Origin of the sequence: Enterobacter sp. ENT02 (assembly GCF_019219165.1) — a bacterium.
GTDB lineage: Bacteria > Pseudomonadota > Gammaproteobacteria > Enterobacterales > Enterobacteriaceae > Enterobacter > Enterobacter mori.
Genome location: NZ_JAHUWD010000001.1, coordinates 229,570 through 247,828, shown reverse-complemented (window position 1 = coordinate 247,828; position 18,259 = coordinate 229,570). Strand labels below are relative to the sequence as shown.

17 protein-coding genes and 2 pseudogenes are annotated in these 18,259 nt (G+C 54.5%); 13 read left to right on the top strand and 6 right to left on the bottom strand.

Annotation, left to right across the window (positions count from 1 at the left end):
• The first annotated feature begins 2 nt into the window (after positions 1 to 2).
• The 7 genes and pseudogenes from KW829_RS22885 to pptA all read left to right on the top strand — a co-directional run bounded on the left by KW829_RS22885 (position 3) and on the right by pptA (position 6,302).
• Positions 3 to 2,266: pseudogene (locus tag KW829_RS22885) on the top strand (NtaA/DmoA family FMN-dependent monooxygenase).
• Positions 2,267 to 2,275: 9 nt separating this feature from the next.
• Positions 2,276 to 2,785: a GNAT family N-acetyltransferase gene (locus tag KW829_RS01055; protein WP_010431475.1), complete on the top strand. Its 510-nt coding sequence runs from the start codon at positions 2,276 to 2,278 to the stop codon at positions 2,783 to 2,785.
• Between the two features lie 9 nt (positions 2,786 to 2,794).
• Positions 2,795 to 3,721 (top strand): amino acid ABC transporter permease, encoded by a 927-nt coding sequence (locus KW829_RS01050; protein WP_010431472.1) that lies wholly within the window; start codon positions 2,795 to 2,797, stop codon positions 3,719 to 3,721.
• Positions 3,705 to 4,478, top strand: coding sequence for an amino acid ABC transporter ATP-binding protein (locus KW829_RS01045; protein WP_010431467.1), 774 nt, complete (start codon positions 3,705 to 3,707; stop codon positions 4,476 to 4,478). The genes KW829_RS01050 and KW829_RS01045 overlap by 17 nt, the downstream gene beginning before the upstream one ends.
• Before the next feature lie 9 nt (positions 4,479 to 4,487).
• Positions 4,488 to 5,375, top strand: a complete 888-nt coding sequence (locus KW829_RS01040; RefSeq protein ID WP_010426151.1) for an ABC transporter substrate-binding protein — start codon at positions 4,488 to 4,490, stop codon at positions 5,373 to 5,375.
• Between the two features lie 41 nt (positions 5,376 to 5,416).
• On the top strand, positions 5,417 to 6,034 hold the full coding sequence (locus KW829_RS01035; RefSeq protein WP_218307423.1) for a glutathione S-transferase family protein: 618 nt from the start codon (positions 5,417 to 5,419) through the stop codon (positions 6,032 to 6,034).
• A 37-nt stretch (positions 6,035 to 6,071) separates the two neighbouring features.
• A complete protein-coding gene (gene pptA / locus KW829_RS01030; RefSeq protein ID WP_010426149.1) occupies positions 6,072 to 6,302 on the top strand; it encodes a tautomerase PptA in 231 nt (76 codons plus the stop codon).
• Positions 6,303 to 6,341: 39 nt separating this feature from the next.
• Here the strand turns inward: pptA and KW829_RS01025 are convergent, their stop codons facing one another.
• On the bottom strand, positions 6,342 to 8,027 hold the full coding sequence (locus KW829_RS01025) for an NAD-dependent malic enzyme (RefSeq protein ID WP_010431464.1): 1,686 nt from the start codon (positions 8,025 to 8,027) through the stop codon (positions 6,342 to 6,344).
• A 381-nt stretch (positions 8,028 to 8,408) separates the two neighbouring features.
• Between KW829_RS01025 and KW829_RS01020 the strand changes: the two genes are divergently transcribed.
• Positions 8,409 to 9,737, top strand: coding sequence for a 2-hydroxycarboxylate transporter family protein (locus KW829_RS01020; RefSeq protein ID WP_010431462.1), 1,329 nt, complete (start codon positions 8,409 to 8,411; stop codon positions 9,735 to 9,737).
• A gap of 121 nt (positions 9,738 to 9,858) precedes the next feature.
• Complete coding sequence (locus KW829_RS01015) at positions 9,859 to 10,494, top strand: helix-turn-helix domain-containing protein (RefSeq protein ID WP_010426145.1); 636 nt, start codon at positions 9,859 to 9,861, stop codon at positions 10,492 to 10,494.
• Positions 10,495 to 10,521: 27 nt separating this feature from the next.
• Here the strand turns inward: KW829_RS01015 and KW829_RS01010 are convergent, their stop codons facing one another.
• On the bottom strand, positions 10,522 to 12,000 hold the full coding sequence (locus KW829_RS01010; protein WP_218307422.1) for a PLP-dependent aminotransferase family protein: 1,479 nt from the start codon (positions 11,998 to 12,000) through the stop codon (positions 10,522 to 10,524).
• Between the two features lie 163 nt (positions 12,001 to 12,163).
• On the opposite strand from KW829_RS01010, the gene KW829_RS01005 reads away from it, so the two are divergent.
• Positions 12,164 to 12,619: a GNAT family N-acetyltransferase gene (locus KW829_RS01005; RefSeq protein WP_010426143.1), complete on the top strand. Its 456-nt coding sequence runs from the start codon at positions 12,164 to 12,166 to the stop codon at positions 12,617 to 12,619.
• Between the two features lie 68 nt (positions 12,620 to 12,687).
• Here the strand turns inward: KW829_RS01005 and KW829_RS01000 are convergent, their stop codons facing one another.
• Positions 12,688 to 12,990: a helix-turn-helix transcriptional regulator gene (locus KW829_RS01000; RefSeq protein ID WP_010426140.1), complete on the bottom strand. Its 303-nt coding sequence runs from the start codon at positions 12,988 to 12,990 to the stop codon at positions 12,688 to 12,690.
• A 161-nt stretch (positions 12,991 to 13,151) separates the two neighbouring features.
• Between KW829_RS01000 and fusA the strand changes: the two genes are divergently transcribed.
• Positions 13,152 to 15,251: an elongation factor G gene (fusA, locus tag KW829_RS00995; protein WP_010426139.1), complete on the top strand. Its 2,100-nt coding sequence runs from the start codon at positions 13,152 to 13,154 to the stop codon at positions 15,249 to 15,251.
• A 62-nt stretch (positions 15,252 to 15,313) separates the two neighbouring features.
• Here fusA and KW829_RS00990 read toward each other — a convergent pair whose 3' ends face one another.
• Complete coding sequence (locus KW829_RS00990; RefSeq protein WP_010431452.1) at positions 15,314 to 15,748, bottom strand: DUF3828 domain-containing protein; 435 nt, start codon at positions 15,746 to 15,748, stop codon at positions 15,314 to 15,316.
• 5 nt (positions 15,749 to 15,753) lie between these two features.
• Between KW829_RS00990 and KW829_RS22980 the strand changes: the two genes are divergently transcribed.
• The gene (locus KW829_RS22980; RefSeq protein WP_324292037.1) at positions 15,754 to 15,999 is read left to right on the top strand and encodes a hypothetical protein; all 246 of its coding nucleotides are present in this window, start codon (positions 15,754 to 15,756) and stop codon (positions 15,997 to 15,999) included.
• A gap of 235 nt (positions 16,000 to 16,234) precedes the next feature.
• Here the strand turns inward: KW829_RS22980 and KW829_RS00980 are convergent, their stop codons facing one another.
• Positions 16,235 to 16,807 (bottom strand): flavin reductase family protein, encoded by a 573-nt coding sequence (locus KW829_RS00980; RefSeq protein ID WP_010426134.1) that lies wholly within the window; start codon positions 16,805 to 16,807, stop codon positions 16,235 to 16,237.
• 108 nt (positions 16,808 to 16,915) lie between these two features.
• Between KW829_RS00980 and nhoA the strand changes: the two genes are divergently transcribed.
• On the top strand, positions 16,916 to 17,752 hold the full coding sequence (gene nhoA / locus KW829_RS00975; RefSeq protein WP_010426133.1) for an N-hydroxyarylamine O-acetyltransferase: 837 nt from the start codon (positions 16,916 to 16,918) through the stop codon (positions 17,750 to 17,752).
• A gap of 9 nt (positions 17,753 to 17,761) precedes the next feature.
• On the opposite strand, the pseudogene KW829_RS00970 reads toward nhoA, so the two are convergent.
• Positions 17,762 to 18,121: pseudogene (locus tag KW829_RS00970) on the bottom strand (helix-turn-helix domain-containing protein); the annotation flags it as partial.
• Positions 18,122 to 18,259 lie beyond the last annotated feature (138 nt).

Sequence of the window (18,259 nt, the reverse complement as noted above, 5' to 3'; positions counted from 1 at the left end):
ATATGTCTGCACATCGTCAACTGCGGCTGGGGACCATTTTGCATGGTGCATCCGGAAATATGTCAGCCTGGCGTCATCCTGCGGCAATCGCGGATGCCAGCATCAATTTTGATTTTGTTAAAGAGACGGCGCTAAAAGCGGAGGCGGGCAAACTCGATTTCTTATTCGTGGCCGACGGTCTCTATATTAACGAAAAATCGATCCCGCATTTTTTAAATCGCTTTGAACCGCTAACGGTATTATCCGCGCTGGCGAGTATTACCTCACGCCTTGGCCTGGTGGGAACCTTATCCACCTCCTACAGCGAGCCTTTTACCGTGGCACGTCAGTTTGCCAGCCTCGATCACCTGAGTAATGGACGCGCGGGCTGGAACGTGGTGACCTCGCCGCTGGAAGGCTCAGCGAAGAATTTTTCCCGTGAAAAGCACCCCGAGCATGCGCTGCGCTATCGCATTGCGGACGAGTATCTCGACGTCGTAAAAGGGCTGTGGGATTCCTGGGAGGGCGACGCCTTTGTGCGCAATAAAGAGAGTGGCCAATTCTTTGATTCGGCAAAATTGCATACCCTGGATCACCACGGTGATTTCTTCCAGGTCGCCGGTCCGCTGAATATTGGTCGAACGCCACAAGGGCGACCGATTGTCTTTCAGGCGGGCGCGTCGGACGACGGGAAAAAACTGGCGGCGAAACATGCCGACGCCATTTTTACGCATCATGAAACCCTCGACGAAGCGAAAGCTTTTTATCGTGACGTGAAGCAGCAGCTGGAAATTAACGGACGCCGCGCGTCTGATTTGCATATATTCCAGGGCGTCAGCGTCATTGTGGGTAAAGACGCCGATGACGTGGAAAACCAGTATCAAACCACGGCGGCGCTGGTGTCGATTAACGATGCCCTCAACTACCTCGGGCGTTATTTTGAGCATCACGATTTCAGCCAGTATCCGCTCGACGAGCCGTTCCCGGATATCGGCGACTTAGGCAAAAACAGCTTCCGCAGCACCACCGATGAAATTAAGCGTAATGCCGCAGAGCGTAACTTAACCCTGCGTCAGGTGGCCCTTGAAGCTGCATCACCGCGCCCGCGCTTTTCCGGCACGCCGGAAGAGGTGGCTGACGGTCTGCAGGCCTGGTTCGAAGGCCATGCGGCGGACGGATTCATCATTCAGGGCGGTACGCCGGACACCTTCCCGCGCTTTATTGACCAGGTGGTGCCCGTTTTACAGGCGCGCGGACTGTTTCGGACCGACTATCCCGGCACCACGCTGCGCGACAGTCTTGGCTTAGACGAACCTAAAAACCAATTCACACAACAATAAAAGAGAATCCCGCTATGCAGAAAACATCCCTTATTCTGGCGCTTGCGCTGGCTTTTACCCCTGCCGTCTGGGCAGAGAATGTGAAGATTAACGGCACCGGCGTGAGCATCGAGGCCAATAAAACGCCGGTTAATACCGCCAAAAACAACGATGCGGTGGCACAGCTGCCGAAAGATTACCGCTTCGCCGTGCCGGGGAAATTTACCGTTGCGGTGGCGGGCCTCAATCAACCGCCGCTGACGGTGTTTTCCGATGACAACAAAACGCTGCTGGGGAGTGAAGTGGACGTCGCCCGTCTGGTCGCTGACAGCCTGGGACTGGAGCTGAACGTGGTGCCGACCTCCTGGGAAGACTGGCCGCTGGGCGTGGCCTCCGGGAAATACGATGCGGCCATCAGCAATATCACCGTGACCAAAGAGCGCAAAGAGAAATTTGATTTTGCCACCTACCGAAAAGATTCCCTTGGGTTCTACGTGAAATCAACCAGCCCGATCGCGTCGCTTGAGAAGGCGGAGGACATCGCCGGGCTGCGGATTATCGTTGGCTCCGGCACCAACCAGGAGGCCATCCTGCTGGCATGGAATGCCGAAAACCTGAAGAAGGGACTTAAACCCTTTACCCCGATCTACACCAAAGACGATGCGGCACAAACGCTGGCGCTGCAGTCCGGACGCGCGGATGCCTACTTTGGTCCGAACGTGATTGGCGCCTGGAAAGCGGCGTTAAACGGGAAAACCAAACTGGTGGGTAGCGTCGACGGCGGCTGGCCAAAGGCGGCGCACATTGCGGTGACGTTGAAAAAAGGCAGCGGGCTGGTTGAGCCGGTGCAAACCGCGCTGAACGGCGTCATCAAAAACGGCGATTACGACAAAGTGCTGAACCGCTGGGGGGAAGGGGTTGAGCGCATTCCTCAGTCCGAAGTGAACCCTGCTGGCCTGGGCGATTAAGGAGGCTGCATGAGCGAACAATTTCGTGACGTTTCGCCAGAAGATGCCGAACTCCAGCCCATCATTGAGGGGCTGTTCGGAGAATACGCCGCCCGTTATGGGGACTACTTCTCTAAAGACGCGGAAGTAGAACTCACCGAGTGGTATTTAGCGCCGCAGGGGCTGTTTATCGTACTGGAGCGAGACGGAAAGATTATCGCCACCGGCGCGTACAAACCTTTCGACGAACGCACCGCGGAAATCAAACGCATCTGGACGGACAAAACCCTGCGTCAGCAGGGGCTTGCCGGACGCGTGGTGCAGGAGCTTGAGCGCCGGGCGGTACTGGCAGGATATAGCCAAATCTACCTGACAACCGGTTTTCGCCAGCCGGAGGCGGTCAGGCTCTATCTCAGCCAGGGCTACCAGGCGCAGTTCGATCTGAACCGAGATCCGGAAGAGTACAGCCAGCCGCCGTTTGACGGTCGGCTGCGCTTCACTAAAACGCTGGTACGCGAAGCGTTCAGTAAAACCGCATGAGGAACGACGATGAGCAACGTTGAAACCATTAAGGTGGTCCCGGCGCGATATCCGCTGCGGGCCGTCGGCGCCGCGGTGGCGCTGTTTGTCCTGGCCGTCGTGATTCAGTCGGTGGCCTTTAACCCGCGCTGGGAGTGGGCGGTATTCGCCCGCTGGTTCTTTGACCCGGTGATCCTCGAAGGCGTAGGGCAGACCCTGCTGCTGACCCTGATCGGCACCGCGCTGAGCGTGGTGTTGGGCGGTCTGCTGGCGCTGGCGAGACTGTCCTCGTCATGGCTGCTGAACAGCCTGGCGTGGGGCTATATCTGGCTGTTTCGGTCGCTGCCGCTGATTGTGGTGCTGATCATTCTCTACAACTTCTCCTATCTCTACGACACGCTCTCTCTGGGCGTGCCGTTCACCGGTATTACATGGGGCAGCTTCGACACCATCAACGTGCTGGGGCAGTTCTCTACCGCCGTGGTGGGGCTGACGCTGGTGCAGAGCGCCTATACCGCCGAAATCATTCGCGGGGGCTTCCTTGGGGTCGATCACGGTCAGTATGAAGCGGCCGCCGCGCTGGGTCTCCCGGCCTGGCGTCGTACGGTGCGGATCATTCTGCCTCAGGCGCTGCGCACCATCTTGCCGTCGGGATTCAATGAAATCATCAGTCTCGCCAAAGGTACGGCGATGGTGTACGTCCTGGCGATGCCGGAACTGTTCTATACCATTCAGATGATCTACAACCGCACGCAGGAGGTGATCCCGCTGCTGATGGTCGGTGCTGCCTGGTATCTGGTCATTACCACCGTCTTGTCCGCCATTCAGTATGTTGTTGAGCGCGCTCTGGCACGCAGCGAACGCCGCTCCGCCGTCAATCAGAACCGCGCCACTCGCCGCGTCCGTTCCGTTACCTCCACGCCAGCACAGGAGCCCGTTCATGCAAGCCTCTCCTGAAGGACATATTTCGATTACCGGCGTCAGCAAGTTTTTTGGCCGCCATAAGGCGCTCGACAACGTTTCGCTTGAGATCCCGCCCGGGTCCGTGACGGTCATCCTTGGGCCGTCCGGCTCTGGCAAATCAACCCTGTTGCGCACCATTAACCACCTGGAGCGCGTTGACGAAGGGTTTATCCAGATCGACGGGGATTACATCGGCTATCGCCGTCAGGGCGACAAGCTTTACGAGCTGAAGGAGAAGGAGATCCTCAAACAGCGCGTCAACGTAGGTTACGTGTTCCAGAACTTTAATCTCTTTCCGCATCTGACGGTGCTGGAAAACCTGATTGAAGCGCCCATCGCGCACAAAAAGCTCAGCAAAAAAGAGGCGCTGGAAAGGGCGTACAGCCTGCTGGACGTGGTTGGGCTGCGGGATAAAGCCGATGCCTGGTCGCGCCATCTTTCCGGCGGACAGCAGCAGCGTATCGCCATTGCCCGGGCGCTGGCGCTGCGCCCTCGCGTGATGCTGTTTGATGAGCCCACCTCGGCGCTCGACCCTGAACTGGTTGGCGAAGTGCTGGACGTGATTAAAAAGCTCGCCCGATCCGGCACCACGCTGGTGGTCGTCACCCACGAGATTGGCTTTGCCCGTGAAGTCGCGGATCAGGTGGTGTTTATGGTTGACGGGAAAATTGTTGAGCAGGGCAGTAGCGACGAGGTGTTGAACCGTCCGTCGCATGCGCGAACGCGCCAGTTTCTGTCTAAAGTGCTGTAAGGAGCGCAGATGAAATATGGACTTCTGGCGGGGCTGGTCTTCACGACGGTGAGCCACGCCAGCATTGATGTGAAAGCCAACGAGCAGCCGCTGCCGATAACGCTTGATCCGCAGGCGGTGGCGAAGATCCCCGCGAACTACGCATTCGTTGAACCGGGTACGCTGACGGTGGCCATTTCAGCCCTCAATTCGCCACCGCTGGCGCTGCTGGCAAGCGATAACCGCACGCGCATCGGCAGCGACCCGGATATCGCTCGCCTGCTGGCGGGCAGTCTTGGGCTAAAGCTGAAGCTGGTGCCGACGGCGTGGGAAGACTGGCCGCTGGGGATCAGTTCCGGGCGCTACGACGTGGCGCTGGTGAACATTGCGGTGACCGAACAGCGCAAAGAGAAGTTTGATTTCGCCACCTACCGCGTCGATTCGCTGGCGTTTTCGGTGAAATCCACCAGCGAGATTCAGTCAATCAAAAGCGCGGAAGATCTGGCAGGGAAAAAGGTGATTGTCGGCTCGGGTACCAATCAGGAGCGCATACTGCTGGGCTGGAACGAAGAGAACAAAAAGGCGGGGCGGACGCCTGCGCTGCCGGTCTATCTCCAGGACGATGCCTCCGGCAATCTCTATATTCAGTCCGGCAGGGCAGACGTGTTCTTCGGGCCTCAGTCAGTCTCGGCCTACAAAGCGGCGCTCACCGGAAAAACGCGCGTCGTGGGATTAGGGCCGAAGAAGGCGTTTGTAGCCACCACCACGAAAAAGGGCAATGAGCTGGTGTACGCGCTGCAGGCCGCGCTGGACGGTGCGATCAAGCGGGGAGAGTACCAGAAGGTGCTGGCGCGCTGGGGTGAACAGGGCGAAGCGGTGGCGCAGTCGGAGGTCAACCCGCCTGGGATAACCTATTAATGGTGCTCTACACTTAGGGTTTTCATTCCTGAGGGGGCAACATGATTAAACTCTATGGCGTACCCGGCTGGGGCTCGGCAATCAGTGAAGTGATGCTAACCCTGGCTGATATCCCTTATCAATTTATCAACGTGGACGGGTTTGACCAGCCCGGCCCGCAGCGTGAGCTGCTGCAAAAACTCAACCCGCTGTGCCAGGTCCCGACGCTGGCGCTGGAAAATGGGTCCATCATGACGGAAACCGCGGCCATTGCCCTGATGGTGCTCGACCGTTGCCCGGATCTTGCCCCGCCCGTCGGCCAGGCCGAGCGCCAGCAGTTTCAGCGTTTGCTCATCTGGTTTGTGGCGAACGTCTATCCCACCTTTACCTATGCCGATTATCCGGAACGCTGGGTGCCCGACGCGCCGGAGCAGCTGAAGAAAAACTGCATTGAGTACCGGAAATCACTCTATCTGTGGTTCGATAGCCAACTTACCGCCTCACCTTTTGCGCTGGGGAAGCGGCTGACACTGCTCGATGTCTATATTGCGGTCGCGCGCACCTGGGGGCCACGGCACGAATGGTTTGCGGCCAACACGCCAAAGATCACCGCGATCGCAGATTCGGTGTGTGCGCTGCCGGAACTGCACAAGGTGTTAAAGGCAAACGAGATTATCTGATAACGTGGAACGCTCACCCACAACAGGAAGCCTGCAAATGCCACACGTAGATATCAAATGTTTTCCCCGCGATCTGAACGATGAACAAAAAAACGCTCTGGCGGCGGATATCGCCGAGGTGATTACGCGCCATCTGAACAGCAAAGACCGCTCCATTTCGGTGGCGCTGAATGAAGTTCAGGAAGCCGACTGGAAAGCGCAGGTCTGGGATACCGAGATCGGACCGAAGCTGGACGAGCTGATCAAGAAGCCTGGGTATTCGATGTAAGGTTTGCCGGGCAGGCGCGAACGCTACCCGGCGTTGAAACTACAGCGCCGACCTGCGGTACGGCGCATAGTCCGCCTGCCACCAGGTTTTTTCGATTTGCGCCAGCAAGGTCTCGTCATCCATTGCCGCCGCAACGCCTTGCTCAATCGCTGCCCGGGCGACCGCAAACGCGATATTGCGCGACACGGTATCAATGCAGTCGACGGGAGGGAGTAATCCACCTTTTTCAGTGGTGACCAGCGGCGATTGCGCCGCCAGGCTGCGGCTCGCCACCATCAACATCTCTTCGGTAACCCGCCGCGCGTTGCTGGCCAATATCCCCAGCCCCAGACCGGGGAAAATGTAGGCATTGTTACACTGGGCAATGTCGTACTGTTCGTTCTGCCAGAATACCGGCAAGAAGGGGCTACCCGTCGCAACCAGAGCGCTACCCTGCGTCCATTCGATCAGATCCTGAGGTTGCGCCTCTGCGCGTGATGTTGGATTAGAGAGGGGCATAATAATAGGGCGCGGGCAGTGGCGGTGCATCTCTTTAACTATCGCTTCGCTGAACAGCCCCGGCTGACCGGATACGCCAATCATCACGGTTGGATGGGCATTTCTGACCACCTCCATCAGCGAAATATTGCACGATTCCACCTGCCAGTCGCGAATGGCTTCCCGCGCCGTAAGCAGGTTTTTCTGGAAATCGAGCAGGTTGGTCATATCGTCGGTCAGTAAGCCAAAACGATCGACCATAAAGATCCGGCTGCGGGCCTCGGCCTCGGTTAGCCCGTCGCCGACCATCAGCGCCACGATTTTTTCGGCTATACCGCATCCGGCAGAGCCGCTGCCGAGGAAGACCACGCGCTGATCGCGGATGCGGGTTCCGGCTGCATGGGCGGCTGCAATCAGCGTGCCGGCCGTGACGGCAGCGGTTCCCTGAATATCGTCATTGAAGCAGCACAGCTGGTCGCGGTAACGCTGGAGTAACCTGGTCGCATTTTTTTGCGCAAAATCTTCGAACTGCAGTAAAACAGTTGGCCAGCGGGCTTTGACGGTACTGATAAACATATCCATAAATTCAGCGTATTGCTCGTCGCTGATGCGTGGATGACGCCAGCCCATATACAGCGGGTCGTCCAGATGTTGCTGATTATTGGTGCCGACATCCAGCATAATCGGCAACGTTGAGGCCGGATGAATACCACCGCACGCGGTATACAATGACAATTTACCAATCGGAATACCCATTCCGCCGATCCCCTGGTCGCCAAGGCCCAAAATACGCTCTCCGTCAGTTACCACGATCACGCGAATATCATTACGCGAGAAACTTTGCAGCATTTCATCGATGCGATGGCGATTCGGCCATGAAATAAAAAGCCCGCGCGCCCGACGATTGATGGTAGAGAAATGTTCGCAGGCTTCACCGACCGTTGGGGTATATATGATCGGCAGCGTCTCCTTCATATGTTTCCGCAACAGATTGTAAAACAGGGTCTCATTGGTGTCCTGAATATTACGCAGATAAACGTGGCGGGAAATATCACTTTTGAAATGACAGAATTGTACCCATGCGCGTTCGGTCTGCTCTTCAATGGTTTCAACATTATGCGGTAATAAGCCGTGCAGATTAAAATTATCACGTTCCTCTTTAATGAACGCGAGGCCTTTATTCAGTAATGGGTTTTCCAGCAGTACTGCGCCGTTATAAGGCGTATACAGCACTTCTTTGCGAGACATGGTTGACTCCTGAAATAGTTAAAACGGATTAAATAAGATTTGCGAAGCAGGTCTGTTCTTAAGCGCGTTTATGTTTTTATTTAGCGCTAATCTAGCGGTTAAACATCAGGGCGGTGGTGATAAGGGTCACACTCTGTCTGGTTTTATTAATTTCAAAATACCGGGCGATGAATAACTTTACTTACAAAAAGATGAATTAACTTTATAAAATGAAACCATTGCGGTCTTCACATTTCTGGCTGAATGCCCATGCTAATTTCACGCTGAACCATTTTATCAATGGCGATTTAAAATTATTAAATATAAAGAATATTTTTGAACACGGGAGTTATCGGTTTTTACTCCTGTTTTTATATCCGAACCTACTAATCAGGTGATTATATGAAAGATAATCCTGTATCGACTTCTCCGGTCTCCTCGCGTTTTACGTTAGGGCTGAGTAATGCCGAAGTGGGCGCCGTCCCACTGATGTTGTTTGTGGGCATTGCGACCATCGTGGCGACGTCCGCATGGGCGGGGCTGCTGCCGAAAAATATGATCGGTGGACTGGCGGTGATCATGACGCTCGGTTTCGCCTTTGCCAAAATCGGTCGTCAGATCCCGCTGTTGAAGGACATCGGTGGCCCGGCCATTCTCTGCCTGATGGTGCCATCCATCCTGGTCTATTTTGGCGTGTTCGAAAAACAGACGCTGGATACCGTACACCTGCTGATGAAAGAGGCGAATCTGCTCTATTTCGTCATTGCCTGTCTGGTGGTGGGAAGCATTCTGGGGATGAACCGGGTGCTGCTTATCCAGGGGATGATCCGCATGTTTGTACCGCTGGTTGTCGGGACGCTAATGGCGGTAATGAGCGGGTTAATCGTCGGCTCGCTGTTTGGCTATACGCCTTACCACACCTTTTTCTTCATCATCGTGCCGATTATTGGCGGTGGGATTGGTGAGGGCATTTTGCCACTGTCGCTGGCGTATTCGGCCATACTCGGACAAGCGCCTGACGTTTACGTCGCACAGCTGGCACCTGCCGCCGTCGTCGGTAATATCTTCGCCATCATCTGTGCGGGTACGCTAGCGCGTCTGGGAACGAAACGTCCTGCACTTTCGGGAAACGGCATGCTAACCCGCAGCAAGGACGATCAGAATCTGTTTGCGGGGACGCAAAGCGTTCAGCAGACGGATTTCCACCTGATGGGGGGCGGGCTGCTAATGGTGTGCGCATTTTTCATCGTCGGTGGCCTGTTTGAAAAACTGGTGCACATTCCTGGTCCGGTGCTGATGATCCTCATCGCCGTGCTGTGTAAGTATTTCAGGGTGATCCCCGGTTCCATGGAACAGGGGGCGCACAGTTGCTATAAGTTTGTCTCGGCAGCGCTGGTCTGGCCGCTAATGATTGGTCTGGGCATGCTGTACGTGCCGCTGGAGAGCGTGGTGGCGGTCTTCTCGGTGGGCTACGTTGTGGTGTGCGGATCGATCGTGATTGCGATGGCGCTGAGCGGCTATTTTGTTGCATCGCGTCTGAATATGTATCCCGTGGAAGCGGCTATCGTTACCTGCTGCCACAGCGGGCTGGGTGGGACAGGGGACGTGGCGATTTTATCCGCCTCTAACCGCATGTCGTTGATGCCGTTCGCGCAGATCGCTACCCGTATCGGCGGCGCATCGACGGTGATTTTCGCCACGCTGCTGATGGGCTGGATAATGGCGCACTGATTCGAAATATCAGGAGACTGAATCGCAACGGCATTTTGTGAATGCCGTTGCGGTTCAGCCCTTTATAAAAGTCGCCGCGCTGGATAGAATTACCCCATCCACAGCGACCGGATACACCACTATGACCACCCGAGTCGATTACCAGATTGAAAAATATCTCCTTACCGAAGCCGCCGAGCCGGAACGCCTGACGCGCCAGTGGGCAGAGGTGCTGGAAGAGTGTCGTGAGCAAAAATCCGGTGCTGAGGAGCGCTTGCGCCTCGCGCTGCTAAATGTGGATTATGTGACCAGCTTCGAGCTTCCCTTCAGGCTTCTCCTCACCCGTGCGCCACAGCTGATAGACGGCGTCAGAAACGAGCTGCAGCTTAGTCAGAAAAATGTTCTGTTTAACGGCAAGCGCTTTGGCTGCGTCTATAGCCTTAAAAAGGATCTCAACGGAATACCTGACGAGTTTACCTATCAGTTGAAAACGCGGATCCAGCGCAGTGACGCGACAGGATGCAATGAAGTCCCTTACCGGCAAATCGCCCTGCAGGTGAAAGCGCCCCGCGAACGACTCAAGCTGGCGCTGGAAAACGGGCTGTCCGTGACGGCGCTCGACGGGCTTTTCTGGTTTGGTATTCAGCGCATCGCGGCGGATGTTCAGAGGTTAAGGAGAATGGGCGTGCGCATTGTGACGTCGGAAACCGAGGTCTTTGATACGCTTACAAAGACCAGCCGGCGGGTTCCTGTTTATAGCCTTGCTCGCCCGGAATGAGTATCAGCCGCTGACCAGTCGACCGCATCAAACAAGACGGAAAATTGCGGCCAGTTTTTTTACAGCGTCTTCTATTTCCCTCTCCGTATAGGCAGCAAACCCCATCAAAAAACCGGTGGAGCCGGGGGGACCTGCATATAAACCGGTAAGCCCTAATATATCAACGCCCGCATGGCGAGCGGCGGCGGCAATCTCTTTCTCAGATATACCGTGCTTCAGGAGACAAGGCATCTGCATTCCACCCGCTGGCGTTATGCACGCAACATAATCAGAAAGATACTCTTCCATCAGGCTAGCCAGTTTGTCGCGACGAGCAACATAAACGCTCCGCATCTTGCGAATGTAGGCACCAAAATGCCCACCTTCCAAAAATTTAGCCAGCGTCAATTGGTTTATTGAGGCTGTATGGCCATCTATTAATGTCCTGGCCATGGTAAGGGGCTCTGTCAACTCTGAGGGAACGATCATGTAAGCAATACGTAACCCAGGGAACAGGGCCTTGGTGAACGTGCCGATATAAATTGTCCGATGGTAAGCATCCAGCCCCTGAAGACAGGCCATAGGCTTTCCTTCGTAGTGAAACTCACTGTCATAGTCATCCTCAATGATCCAGGCCGAGTGACGATTTGCCCAGTCAATGACAGCCAGCCGTCGGTCAAGAGAGAGCGTCACCCCGGTAGGATACTGATGGGAAGGCGTAAGGTAGATAGCTTTGGCTGGTTCGGCCAGAGAATTAAGACCGTCAACTGAGATGCCTTTTTCATCAAGAGATACCGGAATACGGTGCAATCCTGCGGCGTTGAACGCTTTGTGTGCCCCCTGATAGGAGGGATCTTCAATGACAATGCCATCCCCGGTGTCCATCAGCACGTGGGAACAGAGCGCTAGCGCCTGCTGAGAACTTGTCAGAATGATGACCTGTTCTGCACTCGCCCGTGTCCCGCGCTCAAGATTGACATATTCCACGATTGCTCGCCGCAGGCGCTCCATACCCTGCGGAGGGCTTTGCGCTAATATCTGGTGCTGATATTCCTTCAGGACCTGCCGTTGAAGACGTTCCCAGGTTGGAATGGGAAACATGCGGGTTTCAGGAATACCGGGTGCCAGCGGACGGGGTGAGGAAAATTCGCGGATCCCGCCGCTTTCATAGATGACTTTTCCACGGGCACTGAGTTTTGCTTTTCGTGTTTCAGCGGTTGGCTGGCGCAGTCGAGAGCGAGGTTTTAAAAACCGCGCGCTGGAAGAGACAAAGCTTCCTCGGCCTGTTTGCCGCTCAATAAAACCTTCCGCATGCAGGCTGGAATAGGCTGCTTCAATCGTATCCCGGGAAACACTCAGTGAGATAGCCAGCGCACGTGAAGCAGGAAGGGCCTTACCGTTAGATAAGATCCCTTCCAGTATCAGTGTCCGTATCGCTCTCTGGATTCTTTCGTGAAGCGGTAGCGAACCGTTTGCAGGATCGATGATCCATGCTTTAACCGTTTCAAGCTGCGCGTGCTTAAACATTACGTTGTCCACTTTTCCTCTGTGTCTCTTGATTCTAAAGCAATATTGCGGACAGCAGGATGAAGAATTGGTCTGCATTTATGGCAAAAATTGGCGGGGAAAAACGTGCCATTCAGCAAATACACTCTTCCTGAAACAAATAACGGATAAGGAAAGAGGCAATATGAACAATACGAGCGTGACGGTTGAGGCAGTTAAAGAACGTGATTTTGAAAGCTGGATGCCACTGTGGGGTAAATACCAGGAATTTTATAATGTCGACCTCTCAGGGGCCGTCACTCAACGAACCTGGCAACGATTTTTCAGCCCCGTAGAACCGCTATTCTGCGTGGTGGCGCGATGTGATGGAGACGTAGTGGGTTTTGCGCATTATCTTTTTCACCGTTCGACCTGGGCTGAGAGCGATTACTGCTACCTCGAAGATTTATATGTCTGTGAGACCATCAGAGGCAAACACGTTGGCAAACAATTAATAGAATATGTTCAGAAAGAAGCAAGGAAACATCATGCCGCCCATCTTTACTGGCATACGCATGAAGCCAATTATCGCGGGCAACGATTGTACGACTGGATTGCGAAAAAAAGCGGGATGATTGAGTATCGTATGCACGTGAGATAAATCCCTTAGCTGACATGATGCCCCTTAAATCTATACGGGGCATTTTTCAGGGGAAACCCCACATGTTCTTATGATTTCGCCTGTAAAAGTATCTCCATCAGCCCCGGAAAGCGGGCGTCAAGATCCTCTCTTCGCAATGAAATCATATTTTCCCGCCCCTGCGGGCGCTGCCAGATAACGCCGCTGTCGCGCAGTACGCGCCAGTGGTGTGTCATTGTCGATTTCACCACATCTTCCGGACGAAGGGCATTACAGCTGAGTTCACTGCCGTCGGCCAGCCTGCGAATTATCGAGAGGCGGAGCGGGTTGCCGAGGGCGAACAGCACGTTTTCCAGGAGTATTTGTTCAGGTTCGGGGTGGTTTGGGATCATGGTTTTCCTGCGTGAAATGTCAGATTGAGCTATATCAACAATAGGTCAATCGTTAAAAAATAGTTCGATAATACTCGTACAATAGGACTATTATAGCAAACGAACGAATATACGACCATCCCGGTCGTCACAATACAGTCTTGAAGACTTAAGGAAATATCATGCCCCGACCCATCCCCCTCGAACGTTATCGCAACATCGGTATCTCCGCGCATATCGATGCCGGTAAAACAACCACCACTGAGCGCATCCTGTTTTATACCGGGATGAGCCACAAGCTGGGTGAAGTACACGATGGCGCGGCAACCACCGACTGGATGGCTCAGGAGCAAGAGCGCGGTATCACCATTACCTCCGCGGCGGTCAGCTGCTTCTGGCCGGGTATGGACCGGGGGTTTGAGCCGCACCGGATCAACATCATCGACACTCCGGGGCACGTGGATTTCACCATAGAGGTGGAACGTTCCATGCGCGTACTCGATGGTGCCGTGATGGTGTATGACTCCGTGGGCGGCGTACAGCCGCAGTCGGAAACCGTCTGGCGTCAGGCTAACAAATACAAGGTTCCACGCATTGCGTTCGTCAACAAAATGGACCGTCCGGGTGCCGATTTCTTCCGCGTCGTGCGGATGATGCAGGAACGCCTGAAGGCCAATCCGGTGCCGATTGTGATCCCGGTTGGCGCAGAAGAACATTTCACCGGCGTGGTGGATCTCATTAAGATGCGCACCATTCTGTGGGACGATGCCACTCAGGGCATGGCGTTTAACTATGCGCCGGTACCTGACGATCTGCTCGGTACCGCGCAAGAGTGGCGCGAAAAAATGGTCTCTGCGGCGGCGGAAGCAAGCGATGAACTGATGGATAAGTACCTGGAAACGGGCAATCTTGATGAAGCTGAAATCATTAAAGGGCTACGTATTCGCACCATTGCCGGGGAAATCCAACCGATGCTGTGCGGCAGCGCCTTCAAAAACAAAGGTGTGCAGCGCATGCTGGATGCCGTGATCGAACTGATGCCGTCGCCGCTGGACGTCCCCGCCATTGATGGCGTGGATGAAAAAGGGCAGCACGCGGAACGTCATCCGAGTGATGACGAACCGTTCTCGGCGCTGGCATTCAAGCTGATGAGCGACCCGTACGTCGGGCAGTTGACGTTTATCCGCGTCTACTCCGGCGTGCTGCGCAAAGGCGACGCGGTGTATAACCCGGTAAAAGGGAAGAAAGAACGTATCGGGCGTATCGTGCTGATGCATGCGAACGATCGCCACGAGGTGGACGAACTGCGCGCGGGCGATATCGCGGCCTGCGTGGGTCTGAAAGATGTCACGACCGGTGACACGCTGACCGACCCTAATGCGGTTATTACGCTTGAACGTATGGAGTTCCCGGACCCGGTAATTTCTCTGGCGATCGAGCCGAAAACCAAGGCCGACCAGGAGAAAATGGGTATCGCGCTGCAGCGTCTGGCGGCGGAAGATCCGTCTTTCCGTCTCCACACCGACGAGGAGTCTGGCCAGACGATTATCTCCGGGATGGGCGAGCTTCATCTGGAAATCATCGTCGACCGCATGAAGCGTGAGTTTGGCGTGGAGGCAAATATTGGTCGTCCACAGGTAACCTACCGTGAAACCCTGCGTAAAGCGGTGAAGGACATCGAAGGCAAATTTGTCCGTCAGTCCGGCGGTAAAGGGCAGTACGGCCATGTGGTGCTCAGCCTTGAACCGTTAGAGCCGGGCAGCGGCTTTAAATTTGAAGATGCCACCAAGGGAGGCGTGGTGCCGCGCGAGTATATTCCTTCCGTTGAGAAAGGACTGCGTGAGGCCATGAACTCTGGGGTGCTGGCGGGATATCCGGTTGTGGATGTGAAAGCCACCCTGACGTTTGGTTCGTATCACGACGTCGACTCCTCGGAGATGGCCTTCCGCATGGCGGCGATCCTGGGCTTCAAAGAGGGCGCGCGTAAAGCGGATCCGGTTATCCTGGAGCCCGTGATGCACGTGGAGGTGGAAACGCCGGAAGAGTACGCCGGTAATATTATGGGTGATCTCTCTTCCCGTCGCGGCATGGTGCAGGGGATGGCAGAGCAGTACGGCAGCCAGATTATTCGTGCTGACGTGCCGCTGGCAGAGATGTTTGGTTACGCCACCACCTTGCGTTCTATGTCACAGGGACGCGCGACGTACACGATGGAGTTCCATCATTTTGCGGAAGCTCCGCGGAATGTTGCGGAAGAGATTATTTCGCGGCGTTCTAAGTAGTTAATTAATTGCACATGGTAGTCGTTAGGCTACCATGTGTTTTTATTAGTACGACTGGGAGCTTATGCCTGTTGCTTAATTAGCGTCGCCGATCGAACTTTCCATTTTCCTTGTTCTTCAACGAGACAATCCGCAACAACATGATCTTGCTTCTTACCAAACGCGATATAGACGTTTGTGCAAACGGCGTCAAAATCAGAATGTAAGACGGTTATCTGATTCCAGTCATCATCCCAGTCCTGTGCTTTGATAAACATATCCGCGTCGGGCATATCTTTTTCATTACTGTCGCCTGAATACAATTCTTTAACTGCTGCAATTGTCCCAGAGGCAACGTAATCATTCATAACGTCTGGATTGAGTACGGGCGGTTTGTTCTGTTCTAACTGCGCGATATACCATTGATTGAATTTAAGCGCTGCCTGGCCCGGTGTATAAATGTTTTCTGCGACCGCGAGCGGAGAAAGGGTGAAAAGTAATAAGTAGAGTGGTTTCATTAATCATGCCTGAACAGTTCGTAATGAGGTTGTATGTTGCGGTAAGCCTGTCCTGGATACAGGGTGCGTTGTACAAAATCGCTGATCCACTGCTGACCATCGTATATGCAAACGTGCCCGCTATCGTGACCCACTATATTTTGGATAACGGCTACGTCACCGGCATGAGGTTGATCGTATACCAGGCGGAATCCAGCGTTGACCAAGGTACGGCCCATATCTTTCGCCAGACGCGTATTGGGGATTTTTAATCTTCCCCCGTTCTGATCGCTTCGGTGACGTAGCGAGCACAATAACCGGTGCTCTTCGGTTGGGCGTGTGATTTGGCATACGAGATTGCGCCATCTTTATTCCATGACATTGATATTTCCTTAACGCGTGAGTGCTAATGCAGCAACTCCGGAAATATCCTCCGTTTCACAACGCAATAGTAAACATAAAATGCCATAGAAATTTTATATAATTCAGACGCATATGTTTAAAAAATCAATCCAACGCCTTCACAATCTTCCCACTCGCCACAAACGTCCCGGCACCAAGATGATGCAGGGTGTTCAGCTTATCCCCGTCAAACTGCCAGCGGCCAGCGACAAACGCGCGTTCGTCTGCTGCTGCTGAAACCACTTCACCAAACAGGGTGTCATATTTTTCTGCCGCAGAAGTTACAGGTAATAACCGGCACTCCATCCACGCCAGACATTTCTCTTCAATAACCGGCAGGCCAAGTTCAGGACCGTTCACGACCGGGATCCCATAGCAGTTGAATTTGTCTTCATCGCGTCCGCTGACGCTACCGACCGCGTATGTCCAGTTGGCCGCTGCCACGCCGGGTATGACGATGCCAAATTTCCCGCTGCGCTCAATCAGCTCACGTGACCAGGTACTTTTATCCACGACGATCGCGATGCGCGGCGGTTCAAACTCAACGGGCATTGACCATGCGGCGGCCATCACGTTGCGTCTGTCGAGGCTTTCATCCCGACTGGTGATAAGCACAGTCGGACCGTGGTTCAGCAGACGGCTGGCATGACGTAATTCAACAGGGCGAAAGTGATTCATAGAGGCTCCTTATTTACTTTGATGAGTATGACGAAAAAGCACGTAAATCAAAGTGGACGCATAAAATTAGTTTATAAACAAAACATCGCAATCAAAGGAAACTGATGAATGTCCCCATTTCTGACCGCCTATTTCGCTCGCATCGGCTGGACGCAACCAACCGCTGTTGATATCGACATGCTGCGCGCGCTGCATTTACACCACAACGGCGCGATCCCGTTTGAAAATATTGATGTCGTTCTGCCGCGAGAGATCCACCTTGAGGATCAGAATCTGGTCGACAAGCTGGTCTCCGCGCGCCGCGGAGGCTATTGCTTTGAGCAAAACGGCCTGTTCGAACGCGTATTGCGCGAAGTTGGCTTTACGGTACGCAGCGTGCTGGGGCGCGTCGTTCTGGCAAATCCGCCGCAAATGCCGCCGCGCACGCATCGCCTGCTGCTGGTGGAGCTTAACGGTGAGCGCTGGATTGCCGACGTAGGGTTTGGCGGCCAGACGCTGACGGCGCCGATTCGTTTGCTTGCCAATGAAGAACAAGAGACGCCGCACGGGCTGTATCGTCTGCTGAGTGAGGGTAACGACTGGGTACTGCAGTTCCGCCACCACGAGCACTGGCAGTCGATGTATCAGTTTGACCTGACGACGCAGTATTTCAGTGATTACGTTATGGGGAATTTCTGGTCGGCGCACTGGCCGCAGTCGCATTTCCGTCACCATCTGCTGATGTGTCGTCATCTGCCGGATGGCGGCAAGCTGACGCTAACCAACTTCAACTTTACCCACTGGCAAAATGGCCATGTGGAGGAGCAGATCCATTTGCCGGACGCTGAAGCGCTTTACCGACTGATGCAGGAACGCTTTGGACTGGGCGTTGACGATGCAAAACACGGATTTTCACTGGCTGAGCTCACGGCCGTGATGGCGGGTTTTGAAACGCAGGGAAAATAACTCACTTCATTATCGGCCGCGAAACTCGCGTCGATAGCGGGAAGGTGAGGTATTGAGCAGATTGTGAAAGTGACGGCGTAAAGAGGTCGTCGAGGGAAAACCGACGCGCTCGGCAATGTCATCCACAGGCTGGTCGGTTTTTTCGAGATAGCGCTGTGCGACGATGATGCGCTGGTTGAGTAGCCAGCGCGAAAAACTTTCCCCCGTGGTTTGCTGGAACCGCCGGGTAAAACTGCGTCGGCTCATGCAGGCTTTCTCCGCCACGCAGTCCAGCGTGAGTGCGAGCTGGAGATTCTCCGTCGCCCAAGCCAGCGCATCGGTGAAATAATCCCCGCGACGCGTATTCTGAACCGGCAGCTCGACATACTGTCATCTCTCTGAATTTTTCCGCACTTCATAAAACCAGTCACGTTTCAGGTCCATAGAGTTTGTGGCATTCCGTGGTGGAATTTTCTTCTGCAAAACGGCATGCTTCAGTCTTAATCGCCCGGTGGCGGCTACGCCTTA

Excerpts from the sequence above, each read along its gene's own strand:
- KW829_RS01050 (WP_010431472.1), top strand. The coding sequence starts at position 2,795 with ATGAGCAACGTTGAAACCATTAAGGTGGTCCCGGCGCGATATCCGCTG.
- KW829_RS01015 (WP_010426145.1), top strand. The coding sequence starts at position 9,859 with ATGACCACCCGAGTCGATTACCAGATTGAAAAATATCTCCTTACCGAA.
- KW829_RS22980 (WP_324292037.1), top strand. The coding sequence starts at position 15,754 with ATGCCTGAACAGTTCGTAATGAGGTTGTATGTTGCGGTAAGCCTGTCC.
- KW829_RS01035 (WP_218307423.1), top strand. The coding sequence starts at position 5,417 with ATGATTAAACTCTATGGCGTACCCGGCTGGGGCTCGGCAATCAGTGAA.
- pptA (WP_010426149.1), top strand. The coding sequence starts at position 6,072 with ATGCCACACGTAGATATCAAATGTTTTCCCCGCGATCTGAACGATGAA.
- KW829_RS01000 (WP_010426140.1), bottom strand. The coding sequence starts at position 12,990 with ATGATCCCAAACCACCCCGAACCTGAACAAATACTCCTGGAAAACGTG.
- KW829_RS01040 (WP_010426151.1), top strand. The coding sequence starts at position 4,488 with ATGAAATATGGACTTCTGGCGGGGCTGGTCTTCACGACGGTGAGCCAC.
- KW829_RS01020 (WP_010431462.1), top strand. The coding sequence starts at position 8,409 with ATGAAAGATAATCCTGTATCGACTTCTCCGGTCTCCTCGCGTTTTACG.
- KW829_RS01055 (WP_010431475.1), top strand. The coding sequence starts at position 2,276 with ATGAGCGAACAATTTCGTGACGTTTCGCCAGAAGATGCCGAACTCCAG.
- KW829_RS00980 (WP_010426134.1), bottom strand. The coding sequence starts at position 16,807 with ATGAATCACTTTCGCCCTGTTGAATTACGTCATGCCAGCCGTCTGCTG.
- KW829_RS00990 (WP_010431452.1), bottom strand. The coding sequence starts at position 15,748 with ATGAAACCACTCTACTTATTACTTTTCACCCTTTCTCCGCTCGCGGTC.
- KW829_RS01025 (WP_010431464.1), bottom strand. The coding sequence starts at position 8,027 with ATGTCTCGCAAAGAAGTGCTGTATACGCCTTATAACGGCGCAGTACTG.
- KW829_RS01005 (WP_010426143.1), top strand. The coding sequence starts at position 12,164 with ATGAACAATACGAGCGTGACGGTTGAGGCAGTTAAAGAACGTGATTTT.
- nhoA (WP_010426133.1), top strand. The coding sequence starts at position 16,916 with ATGTCCCCATTTCTGACCGCCTATTTCGCTCGCATCGGCTGGACGCAA.
- fusA (WP_010426139.1), top strand. The coding sequence starts at position 13,152 with ATGCCCCGACCCATCCCCCTCGAACGTTATCGCAACATCGGTATCTCC.
- KW829_RS01010 (WP_218307422.1), bottom strand. The coding sequence starts at position 12,000 with ATGTTTAAGCACGCGCAGCTTGAAACGGTTAAAGCATGGATCATCGAT.
- KW829_RS01045 (WP_010431467.1), top strand. The coding sequence starts at position 3,705 with ATGCAAGCCTCTCCTGAAGGACATATTTCGATTACCGGCGTCAGCAAG.